Genomic DNA, 12,213 nt, shown 5'->3' with positions numbered 1-12,213 from the left:
TACCCAGTTTGCTCTCAGTTTGTACCTTGTTTGTACCCAGTTTGCTCTCAGTTTGTACCTTGTTTGTACCCAGTTTGCTCTCAGTTTGTACCTTGCTTTTTTTGTCTTTTTGGGGTGCACTGATTTTATCAGAATTAGGGGTAGTGTTTTCAATATCATATGGTCGATAGGTATTAACAACTTTAAGCTTTGACCTGTTAAGAGGTTGCTTCCCAGTCTTGCTTTTGTTTTTATTTAATATATCCTCTAGGCTTGCCATTTCATCATCACCTATTTATCTATTGAGTTCTCTTCAACCCACTTATTTAGTCCAATAATTTCTCTTGCCATTTGGTCTATATCTTCTTTAGCATTTGTATTTTTTGATGCTTCAAATATTGAGGCAGCGTTTGCTATTGCATTTTCATAACTGGTATCAGTCCTAATAACAACTGGCAAAATATGTTCAACTTTTATTTGAGACGCTAAGTCATGCATATAAATAGCACCTAATCTTTTTCTGGCATCATATTTATTCCAAACGATCATATAATCAGGATTTTTAAGTTTGAAGCTTTTTTTGATTCTCTTGATTTCATTAAGTGTCATAACTAAACCATCCATAGCATAAGGGTCTGGATTGAGAGGGATAATTACTTTATCTGATGCACAAATTGCAGATGCGCTTACTTTGTTAATAGCAGGGGGACAATCAATTATTATAAGATCATAATTGTCGATCACATTATCTAGAATGTCTTTAACATGATCTTTGATATTTGTTGATGCATGCTGCATTTCTATATCTAATCTAGAATTATTTAAGTTTGACGGAATTATATCTAAATAAGGACTAACATTGATTATAGTCTCATTAACGTCAACATTATCTTTCACAATATCAATCCAGATTTTGTAAGTTTTATTTGGAAGTTCAAATGACCTAGAGAGATTACCTTGTAAGTCGAAGTCAATTATCAGTGTTTTGCATCCATAATGACTTGCTCTAGCGGCGACAGTTGATGATAGGGTTGTTTTTCCAACTCCTCCTTTTATCATGTCGAAAGCCAGAATTTGCTTTTGATATTTGAACCCTTTATCTATCAAAATTGTCCTTACTGATTCAGGAGGAATCACCTTTTTTCTTGGTGATATCATTATGCTTTCTAGCTCTTTAGCTTTTAACATTTTATATATTGCTTGGGGAGACAGTCCACCTAGAATATTACTTAAGTCATTAACCTGAAGATAACTATTTTCCATTCTTTAACCCAGTTACAATAACTATTTACTATAAGTATATTATTGTAACCTATATAAATCAAACATAATTGTGTAAATATATGCGGGTTTGTTATTCTTAGATAGTTTATTAGTTTTTATGTTCCTTAGAAATAAGGTAGAACCAATTTACATGCCCTATAATTTTTTTCATTCATCATAAATGTAAATGATAATGCTATTTTGGTTCCTTATTTCACTGATATGTGCCTATTTTAGACGTATATCATTCACATTTTCGTCATACAAACAATAACATGATTCTTAAATAAACCTAAAATATCAACTTTGATTACAAATACACACACAATCTCCTCAGCCTCTGGCATTTCCTCCAACAGATTCTAAGCTGTTTTTTATATTGTAATATACGTTAGATGTATCAAATTGTTAGTATTTATATCGGAATCGTGTAACTTAGCTGTAAACCTATTTTTATATTCTCTAGAGTGCTTTTTTTTGTAAACTTGTCATCTGTTAGGTTTTTCCCTGAAGTAAAATCAAAAGAGGTTGACAGTGATAGATTATCCCATTGATAGCCACCTAGAATTCCACTCATAAAAGCAATATTCCAGTTTCCTTTATCGTGATAATTATCGTTAGAAGAGTAAGAGCTAAGTTTTTGATAGTCAATACCTGCCTCTCCCCCAATAAACCACTTTGAGTTAAAGTGGTATTTTCCGCTGATAAGCAAAGGAATATTATCAGTAGATATTGTTGTATTATTCTCAGGAGTTTTGATCTCTCCGATATCAAATACATGAAAATATCCGGTTTTTATACCAATGGTGATATTTCTTGTTAATGCATATTCAAAAGAAAGGTAGCTTCCTACAGCTAAGCCTCTCCCTTGCTTTACTTCATACAAGGTTGTATTGTTTGTTGTTACAGATTCTGTTTTCCAAAGTCCTGAAGAGGAACCTTCTAAAGAGAATTGGACGCCTGTTTTTGCAGGATCATTTGACGCATATGACCACACAAATGATGATAAAAAAAACGTTGCAATTAGGCATGTTTTTGTATTCACAGTAATACATTCTCCACTAGGTAAGCTTAATTATTTTCATAATTGGAGATGGAGAAATAATAGCAAAATATAATGAGATTAAATCACGTATCAATACGTGATCGTTAGTGAATTAATTGGCTTTGATTGCGGAGGATGTTGCCCTTACAAACACATTGGCACGTAACAACTCTGTGCGATGGAAAAACCACCTGACCATAAGGAACATGAGCTACACCACATAAAACTAAATTAAACATCGCCTGAGAACAGCCCCCAGCACCAAACACAAGAGGGAGAGATATGTATTATGCATGAATGAATGAGAGCCCCCACGATGGACGTACTATCACTCAGGCGACATAGGGATGTTACAGTAAGTGCAATCAATATAGATATACAAAAAATGCATCATAATGTATCAATTATTATTTCTCTATTTGATAAATCAAAAATAACCATCAAGGACAGAGTGTTTTTCTTGATTTTATAGTTTTAATTACCTTCAGCATATATTCTTTGCTGTTTGAAGATTGGGTCAGAAGAATTTTTTAAAGATGCTATTTATCCGAATAAGTTGTGAATCATTACCGTTGAAGAAGTTGAAAGCGTCAAATTTTTATTGGCGTGCTATTAAAATCGTAATTTTTTATTGATTTTCTCTTGCTTGTTCATATTGACTTGAGCCAATGTGGTGATATTTTTATGTATAAATTTAAGACTTGTTTGATTAAGCCACTCTCCAAGAAAGTAATACCGAGATAACGTTACAATATCGTATACCCCAAATGTGCAAAACATATCTAAGAGCATGTTACGTACTGTAGATTCTGCCCTAAAAACACGTTGTGCAATTTCTGTATTTGTTTTTCCTGAACATTTTAATGACAACACATAAAAATTCAGTGCTGAGAGTTTAACCAACTTAAAATAATTTTTGATCACAATTTTTTTCCCACATACCTCGGTTGGACTTTTCTCAAGAGGAAAATAAAAACCGCGAATATATACATTGTTATGGTTAATATATTTTTTTGTGGTAATAATTGGCTGGCAACCATCGTAAAATAATGCTATGTCCTTACGAATAGAAATCCCTTTTGATAAAATAGCTTCTTGATTACCTAGGTCATACATATGATGAAATGCTTTTTTTGGCAAAATTTCCTGTGCTGTTTTTCCTATTAAGTCATTTTCATGTAGTTTAATATCATTCATGAATTTTTGATTAAAACTTATTAATCGATATGAGGTATCAAGTTCAAAAAAAGAGACGTTATCCATATTATTTTATTTCCTTATAGTTAGGCAAAAAACTAGCCAAATAAATGTAGAAGCTATTGTGCAAATTATAAGATATCAATTCAATACGTATTGATACGTGATGATAAAAATAAAAATTTCATAAAGGTTTTTGAGGTGCCCTTAATTTAGCTCTTTTAAAACCATATAATTTCGCCAATATACACAATATATCAATTATTTATGCCTAGTTTGCTTTCTATATATGAAAAATCTTATCCACTGTATTATAACCAAATAAAAAAACTTCTCTTAAATTATCTATCAGATATTACTTCAGATGCGATAACTTACACGCTTATCTGTAAAAATGGAATTGTTTGTGAGATTCCTATTAGACTTAATGAAAAAGATTTCAATTACTACGATTACCAGCCTGAGCACGCTAACCCAGTACATTCATATGAAAATGTTTTGCTATTACCTAGTGTAATAAGGTACACTGATATATATCATTTTATCAATAAGGAAGATTATAATGAATTATCTTTCATGGAATCAATATTAGATAGTAATATCGATGCCATAATGGTTTTTTGCTACCATTTAGATCAAAGTGTTTCTAAGCTAACACTCTCTTTTAAAGATAAAAAAGAGATGTTGAAATATAGCGATAAATACCGGGAGTTACAGCTTATAACACATAGGATTTATCAAAACATAACCAATGAGTTTAGGTATCTATCCGAGTTTACTATTTCTGAAGCATATACAGGAAAAGACTTTCACTACCAATCCAAATTTTCGCACCCTTTAACCAATAGACTTTCTGAGAAGGAGTTAAAATTATTATGGTTTCTTTATCACGGATTTCACAGTGCCAAAGAAATTGCATCAAAACTTTATTTGTCTTATCGTACAGTCGAAGATAACCTAAACAGACTTATGAAAAAGTTGAGTTTTAAAAATAAATATGATTTTTTGATCTTTGTTTCTTCTCAACATGAGCTTATCCGCAATTTAATACAAAAAGGAATAGAACCATAATCAAAAATTTTTGTATGGTGTACTCCACATTACAGAGCGATAGAATTATTTTGCACAAAAATACTCATTAAACAAAATGCTTACAAATACGACATTAGTTGCTTTTTTTGGTGTGGTTAATACGGCTGGTATAGCGCAATGATTGATCAACTAGGCAAAAGCTTAAATCTCTAAAAATTAACCGTATATTAGCAACATCTGCCAAATATAAGTTCCCCTTTGGCGGTAATGATATTGAGCTTAAATAATAAAAACAAGATGGCAATAGATTGGGCTAGTATCCACTAAATGAAAGGTAAATAAAGGAGAAATATTATGAAATTTAATGTGTTATTAAAATCAGAAAATTCAGATAAAATAGAAGATAGGTTGACAATTCAAAATAGATCAAGAGTATTTAATAAAGGGTATAAGCTTACCATCTCTGATAATAGTACTTCTGGTTTAAGTGAAAATCAGAAAACAGATGTATTTACTCCCAATGATATTGCTCAAGCATTAATTAGCTCAAATTGTGCAGAAAAGAATAAAAGTGGCGACTTTGAGCTTAAGTCAAAAGATCATTTTAACAGATTAAAAGAGATTTACTTGGCGCTGATGAGCAGTTCAAATGGTCCGATTAGTGCTGCTATGAGAGATGTGTCTAGACTAGTCAAAGAAGCTGGAAAACATTCTACGAATAGTAAGCAGCATTTAAATGATTTCAAAAAATCAGTCTTAACAAATTTTCTAACCTGTGATAATCCAGGTACTTTTGAAAATAGCATAGCATCTGCAGTTAATGACCTTGAAGAAAATCTTGAAGCAGGATCTCCATTGTGGTGGAAGCGTTCATCAAATTATGTTCAAGACATACTTTATAACTTCACCTTAAAAATAGTCAACTTCTTTAAAGATGTATGTCATAAGCTAGGTTTATTTAAAACTTCGATCAAAGAAAAAAGAGATGCCGCATTAGAATTTGATATAAGAAATTTCTTAGAGAATAAAGGGATTATGAATGATAAAAAAGTTAATGAAGTGATCAATCAGGTTAAATCAGCCTCGAATGTTCTCACTCAAAACCTGCAAAAAGGAGAGCTATTAAATATAGAGAATGTAAAACATCATCTTGAAAGTGGTGCTATAGATAATATAGAAGAAATCGCTCAGATAATTACAGATGCGTATAATCACAATGGGTATGCCGATAGGATGAGCGTGATAAACCATCTGTCACGTAAAAATCATCAACCAAGCTATTGGCAACCAAAGAACATTGTTAATAGGGAAAAGTTAAACCATACAAAGGAACTTGCAGAAGTATATAATCTCTTTAAATCAAAGAATAATGATACTTCTTCAGATCCTAGCTCATTAAATAACTTTGAGGAGGATTTTAAAAACCCTTATCCAGACCTTGATAGTGATGTAATGTCCAAACCAATATTCTTTGAAAACGGTAAAGAATACATGTATGTTGCAAAAAAAATCGATGCATCTATGTCTCCCTGCTAACCCTCAAGATATCAAGCAAACTGATAATAAAAATGGTTATTAACATTAGGAAAATAAGACAGTATTCAATCAATTAACACGGAGTACAACTAAACATGAATGTTGTATAAGGTAATGGAAAGTATTGAGGGAAGGTGATATCTACTTAGAATTGAAGGAGGATGAGAATAAAATGTTATTAAAATAACACAAGAAATTAGAGGGCGCGTTAAGCGCTCTTTGATGAGTCGTTATAATTTAAAAATCTGGGAGTATTTATAGCTAAAATTACGAGGTCGTAGGTGAGTGGTGTCAAAGAGTTAATGTCTATAATAGATAAACTAGAATTAGAAGACTATCAAAAAGATTACTTGTTGAGTAAATTAATTAAAAAGCAAATATTTCCTAAAAATGGCATGTCTGATGGTCCTTGCTTAGCGGCATCTTTTATTGCATGTATGGGGTTTCTTAATAAAGGCTTATCAAGCATCCCCCAGCCTGGTCATATTAGATTTAAAGATTTTGGTACTCCATTTTATGCGGATTATGGTTCACAAATTAGAGACCCTAAAAATACTTTAATTGCTGAAGCAAACCAAAGTATTAAGGAGTATAAAGAAAAGTTATCATCAAGAATAAAAGATACAATATCTTCTGAAGAAGGCGCGGTAATACTAAATCTTGAATCAGAGTCCCATTACATTAGTGCTTTTAAATACAATGGTCGAGTCTGGTATATAGATGCCCTTCAAGGGTATGGATTTAACCTATATGAAAATGCTTTAAATAATAGCTCAAGACAGCCTACAGACGACGAGTATATGAAACAATATTTTAGCGTAGACATAATTAATGTTAGTAACGACACATTTAATAGTGCTAAAAGTTCTGTTTGGTGGAAACAGGGCATTAGGGAGCTTAGTTATTTGAGCTCTACTCAGCTGAAAATTGACATTGATGAGCATTTAGCTTGGGCGAAACAAATAGATAAATTCCATCATTTAAATCGGCAGGATACACCAAAACACGTGAATAGTAAGAGTAAACCTGAAATATTTGCTTTTATGGGGCAATATATTGAGAATGGTGATTTTCAAGATGATTATCGTCTAAGATTTTTCGATTAGCTTCTAACTTTGTAATGTTCCTTGAGCATAGGTAATTCAGAAAATCATTGCTTAATGTTTTCATATTTTTGTGTGTCATATGGAATTTCTAGTTAGCCAGTTAAATCATCAAAAAACTTCATTATCATAGGCGTTTTGACAAGTTTTTCACGATATTTTTGCAAGGTGGTAGGATCAAGATTATTGTTATAACAAATGTATAGAATATTTTAAATGAGAAAAGCACGTATTAACTTTAGAGAGAAAAATTATGATAGACATACAAAAAGTGCAATGTTTTGCCAATGATTTAAAAAAGGAAAAATCTACAACGGAAAAAAACTACCAGAAAATGGGACAGTATCTTTTAAAAGATGAAGTAGGCTTATTAAGTACAATGATTAAAGGTCGTATTTCAATAGACAATGCACACACAATTTGGTTCGCAATGTCTGCATTAGCCTTAGATGATATGCAGCGCTTTGCAGAAGCTGTAAATATGTTAATAAATGACCCGAAGGCATTGCAGGTAGAAAGTGAAGGCTTAAATGCACATCAGTTTGCAGCACACAATCTGTTGCACTTAAAAAAATTTAGCGCAAGAGACAGATTTGAAAGTGGGTCGACGTTTAATCCCGCATATACCCAATGTGAAGGCAGGATTAAAAGTGCCAGTAACAAGCATAAATTAAAAATAGATCATACCAAAAAACCTAATGCTGTAGATACGCAAAAGATGCTATCAGGGATGCAGAAAAACTTGATGTTAAAAAAAACCAATATTGCTATGCCTTTTAAAAAGTTAACAGAACAGCAAAAAGCACACAGTAATGGAGTAAGTTTTTTCAAATAGTAGGGTTGTGTTAATGAAAATTATTGAACTAATGGAGTTGCTTGGGTATAGTCCCGATAAAGAAGGTGTTTGTTATGGTATTGCATTTACCGCAGTTCAGGCAGCACTGGGGCATTTAGCGACTGATAGCACTAGTCTGTTTAAGCAATTCCTTCATAGAGCAAAGTCGATACAAGCTTTTAGTGAAAATGATAAGAAGCTATTATCACTTTTCACGCATACTTGGCACTCTGATCAGGAAAGAGACCAAGAACAAAAAAAACAAATATTGAATATTAAAATTAACGACATTACATTTGGTGAGTTATTGGCATTCTGTGATACCGTGTTATTGTATCAAGGCGTTATAAGTAACTCGAATAATGACCAACTTTTGCGGAAAAACCTAAGAACCTACCTGTTTTCTGAGCAAGACTACCGAAAAGCGTCAAAGCTCTTTGCAATGCAACCCAAAGATAACCAGAAGGAAATATTTTCAGGCAACTATACCGTTATAGATATTAATGATAAGAAGTCGTTTACAGAATTGTTAAAGAGGAAAAAAGAATCTCAAGAGTTTGTTTTAACTATTCAAAGGCCTAGGCATAGAATGGCACTTATATGCCATGATGAGAAGTGGCATTTGGTTGATCATGATACAATTCTTGTAGAAGAAGCTATAGGCAAGTGTGACGAAATATATGAAAGTCTAAAACAACAGAGTGATATTTGTAACCATCCTTTGCTTAATATATTAAGTTATTCAGATAGCCCTAGTGAGTTAACCAAGGGCTTTAATACTGACTGCTTTCCTTATGAAAAACAAAAATATCAATTACTTTTAAAAGATATCATTAAATCAAATAGTAGAAATGGAAATGATCTAAAGTCATTTATGCTAGGTGTTCAAAGCCTTAATCTCAATCTATCTCAGTTAAAGGAAATCTTTTTAACTAAAGACGCCCCTGAAGGGAGTCCATTTGTACAGATTCTAAGGCAGCAAAAGTCTGATAGTGATCAAAAATTTAACTCCTATTTGGAAGGGTTCAAAAGTTTGTCACTAGATGTGTCAGACTTGCTAAGATGTTTAGCAATTGAAGATGATAATGGAAATAATCAAATACAAAATTCATTGCAAAACAATCATTCTTTCGTGCTTTTTCGAATAGGAATGATGCTAAAGCTATTCAACCCAAAAGAACAAGCATTACAAGAATTAAAGAGGCTGTTGACACATGAAAACAAAAATAAACAAAACACTCTGTCAATTATACTTACCAAGGGTGACGTTTGTGCTTTTCAAGATTATATGCATCTGATAAAACGCTTTAGTTTAACTGATACTAGCGAGTTAAAAAATTGGCTGACATATAAGTATGTTTTGGTGAATGACTATTGCGGAAAAAATTTTGAAGTAAGCATCGAATTTCCAGTATTGCACTGGGCGCTTAAAGAAGGCTTATCAGATATCGTCGAGATAATGATGCATGAATTAAAATCTTTTGCAATCAATAACGATGAACTAAAGACGTTAATCGTTGCTAAAAAGAATGGGCTATCCGGTTTATTTACGGCGTTGTATTGCAATCATAGTGAAACAGTGGAGGTGTTCTTGTCAGGAGTAAAGAGGCTCAACTTGAGCAATAAAGACTTTAAAGAAATATTCTGTGATATGCTATCTAAACTAAAATTAAATGAGTCATGTAGCGCTGCATTAATTAATAACGAGTCTGGTAAAGTGTTAATGGAGCAATTGAATCAATACTCTTTGGCTAGCAACATCAAAAGTATATTACCACTGCAGCTATACAACAAATATTTCTCAGAACACATTCAAGAAAAAAGTCTCCCTCACTTAACTTTTAAACAAGTAAGCGAGCAAAAAGTGGATGACTTAGCAAAGATTGCTTAATAACTTGCCATGTACAATTTTATTTTGATCTTTTTCCTAGTTCTGTAGTATAACTATTCTATAAATGCTATGTGATTTAATTGCTAAATATGCGTGAATAATTTCATATGATGGTATTGTAAGTAATAGTACAGGTATAGTAGGGTTAAGCGTAATTCCGTGATTGATGTACATTCATTAGATAACCATCAATTTACCTTGTTGTATCCATGCTACTTTAGGACAGACTTTACAACTAAATACCGTTAAACTACTGGAAATTTTTATTTGAATAAACTTTTGGCTTAATTCAATACTTAATTTTTGCAAGTTTTGTAGCATTGTATTATCTTCATGACAAAAGGCAAAAGTAATGAATTTTTGATGACAAAAACACCTATTTTACTTAGTATTGCCACTGTTTTTTTGACGCAGGTATCTTTCGCAACTACAAATGATATTGACCAATTAGTCAGTTCGATGTTTCCGTTAGCACCAAAGCAAATCAAAGAAATTAAAACAGAAGTTTCTACTCGTCAAAAAGCAGCATCAACTGTGCCAGCAATGTCAGGAACGCAAGGTGTATCACGCGTATTAATAACAAGCATTAATCCAACTAAACATATTACACCGCCAAATGTTCGCTTGGGTATCGGAGTGGTTACTTCTTTAATTTTCACAGATGCTAATGGCAATGTTCTTCCAATTGACGGTTATGTCATTGGTAATAGTGGTGATTTTAAGGTGGGCTGGGATAAGAAAAACAATGTCTTAATGATGCAAGCAATAAAGCCTTATGCGGAGACTAATATGGCAGTTATGCTAAATGGATTATCTATCCCAGTTACTATCACTATTTTATCAACCCAAGAGCAATGGGATTATTTGGACTATGTTCGTGTTATTGATTCCAATGGACGCAGTGATAGTAATCTAACCAAATTAGATAGCGGTGTATTGGTTGATTTATTGCACGGCATTGTACCAGATGGGGCAAAAAAGTTAAGTATTTCAAATGATGCACTTGATGCATGGCATTATCAGGGGAACTATTTATTAGTAACTGAAGGGGTATTGATATCGCCTTCATGGATTCATCATGCAGAGGATAATACTACTGCACATATGAATGCTTATGAAATTAATCCAACCTCAGTGGTACTTGTCTCAACAAACTCAGGTCTAAAAAAAGTGATGATTAGGGATAACAATGTTTAAAGGGATACTGAAATTTTTTGCGCAACACCCTAGAATCAAAATTCTTTGTGTTTTTCTTGGTGGTGCAACGGCAATTATTATTGGGATATCTGTCTTTTCAAACAGCTCTAAAACCTATTTGTCATCATCTATCGATAATGAGATTGCACCAAATCAGCCAAATAACCTACATAAACATGCATATGACAAACTGATTCAACAGCAAAATAAAGAGGATATTTCTCAAGCAAAAAAGTCGCAAGATAGCTATATAGAAGATATTTTTAATGCAAATGAGCAAAATACTCAACAACAAGCACCTGAAAGTGAGGATCCTAAGTCATTTTATCAGCAGCAAGCAAGTGAGAAAGATAAAAATAGTTCATATTCGATAACCTCTGAGACGCAAGCATGGTTAAATAGTGGTAATTCATCATCTTTACAGGCAGAGCAAAATAATTTTCAGCAATTAATTAATGTTTGGAATAAAGTGCCCACTATGCAGCAAGTGATTAATAGTGGTAATAGCACGGCGACAAACGCATCAACTGAGCAAAATGGGGCGGTGCTGTTAAAAGCGGGTGACATTTTATTTGCAGTGTTAAATACGGCTCTTAATAGTGATCAAGCAAATACCCCAGTATTAGCTACGATAGTCGTTGGTAACTATAAAGGTGCAAAATTATTGGGTAGTTTTGAACGTCAGGAAGACAAGCTGGTGGTTAAATTCTCGCGTATGTCTATACCTGATGCTAATAGTAGTGTGGCAATCAACGCTTATGCAATTGATCAAAATACAGCACAAAGTGCCATGGCAACAAGTGTTAACCATCACTATTTGTTGCGCTATGGAAGTTTGTTTTCAGCTGCATTTTTACAAGGATTCGGCACTTATTTTTCAAATGGACAAAATAGTGTCTGCCCGCCAAATGCGACGATCTGCATTAATACACAAAAAGCAGCAGTGACGACCCAAAATGCTGCCTATGCAGGATTAGGTCAGATTGGTAGTGCATTGAGTAATGCAATGGCGCAACAGTTTAATATGTCGCCGACAGTAAAGCTCGCGCAGGGTTCTGCCATTGGTATTTTAATTATGGATGATGTTCGTTCGGGGAAAGTGTAACCAGTGATTACACAGATGCAAAAATTATTT

General features: G+C 33.0%; 11 protein-coding genes. 7 read left to right on the top strand and 4 right to left on the bottom strand.

All coding sequences use genetic code 11. The features are described 5' to 3' along the window. The 4 genes from A37Q_RS16420 to A37Q_RS0107495 all read right to left on the bottom strand — a co-directional run. Window positions 1-259: hypothetical protein (locus tag A37Q_RS16420; RefSeq protein WP_026196586.1), on the bottom strand; the 259-nt coding region annotated here is incomplete at its 3' end. An 11-nt stretch (window positions 260-270) separates the two neighbouring features. Further along, window positions 271-1,242, bottom strand: coding sequence for a ParA family protein (locus tag A37Q_RS0107510; protein ID WP_018299668.1), 972 nt, complete (start codon window positions 1,240-1,242; stop codon window positions 271-273). A gap of 415 nt (window positions 1,243-1,657) precedes the next feature. Further along, window positions 1,658-2,287, bottom strand: a complete 630-nt coding sequence (locus A37Q_RS0107500) for a hypothetical protein (protein ID WP_018299666.1) — start codon at window positions 2,285-2,287, stop codon at window positions 1,658-1,660. Window positions 2,288-2,899: 612 nt separating this feature from the next. Further along, complete coding sequence (locus tag A37Q_RS0107495; protein ID WP_018299665.1) at window positions 2,900-3,550, bottom strand: helix-turn-helix domain-containing protein; 651 nt, start codon at window positions 3,548-3,550, stop codon at window positions 2,900-2,902. 201 nt (window positions 3,551-3,751) lie between these two features. On the opposite strand from A37Q_RS0107495, the gene A37Q_RS0107490 reads away from it, so the two are divergent. The 7 genes from A37Q_RS0107490 (at window position 3,752) to A37Q_RS15860 (ending at window position 12,183) form a co-directional block, all read left to right on the top strand. Beyond that, the gene (locus A37Q_RS0107490; protein WP_018299664.1) at window positions 3,752-4,555 is read left to right on the top strand and encodes a helix-turn-helix transcriptional regulator; all 804 of its coding nucleotides are present in this window, start codon (window positions 3,752-3,754) and stop codon (window positions 4,553-4,555) included. A gap of 315 nt (window positions 4,556-4,870) precedes the next feature. Then, on the top strand, window positions 4,871-6,052 hold the full coding sequence (locus A37Q_RS0107485) for a hypothetical protein (RefSeq protein WP_018299663.1): 1,182 nt from the start codon (window positions 4,871-4,873) through the stop codon (window positions 6,050-6,052). A 281-nt stretch (window positions 6,053-6,333) separates the two neighbouring features. Beyond that, window positions 6,334-7,158 carry a hypothetical protein gene (locus A37Q_RS0107480; protein WP_154648645.1) on the top strand — a complete coding sequence of 275 codons (825 nt, stop codon included), beginning with the start codon at window positions 6,334-6,336 and terminating at the stop codon, window positions 7,156-7,158. A gap of 250 nt (window positions 7,159-7,408) precedes the next feature. After that, complete coding sequence (locus A37Q_RS0107475) at window positions 7,409-7,990, top strand: hypothetical protein (protein WP_018299661.1); 582 nt, start codon at window positions 7,409-7,411, stop codon at window positions 7,988-7,990. 13 nt (window positions 7,991-8,003) lie between these two features. After that, window positions 8,004-9,881 carry a hypothetical protein gene (locus tag A37Q_RS0107470; RefSeq protein WP_018299660.1) on the top strand — a complete coding sequence of 626 codons (1,878 nt, stop codon included), beginning with the start codon at window positions 8,004-8,006 and terminating at the stop codon, window positions 9,879-9,881. Window positions 9,882-10,214: 333 nt separating this feature from the next. Next, window positions 10,215-11,078 carry a DotH/IcmK family type IV secretion protein gene (locus tag A37Q_RS0107465; protein WP_018299659.1) on the top strand — a complete coding sequence of 288 codons (864 nt, stop codon included), beginning with the start codon at window positions 10,215-10,217 and terminating at the stop codon, window positions 11,076-11,078. Continuing rightward, window positions 11,071-12,183 carry a DotG/IcmE/VirB10 family type IV secretion system protein gene (locus A37Q_RS15860; protein ID WP_018299658.1) on the top strand — a complete coding sequence of 371 codons (1,113 nt, stop codon included), beginning with the start codon at window positions 11,071-11,073 and terminating at the stop codon, window positions 12,181-12,183. Before A37Q_RS0107465 ends, A37Q_RS15860 begins: the two co-directional genes overlap by 8 nt. Window positions 12,184-12,213 lie beyond the last annotated feature (30 nt).

Source organism: Fangia hongkongensis FSC776 = DSM 21703 (genome assembly GCF_000379445.1).
Taxonomy (GTDB): domain Bacteria; phylum Pseudomonadota; class Gammaproteobacteria; order Francisellales; family Francisellaceae; genus Fangia; species Fangia hongkongensis.
Note: the sequence above shows the minus strand (reverse complement) of the source record. Positions and strands in the feature narration are given on the sequence as shown.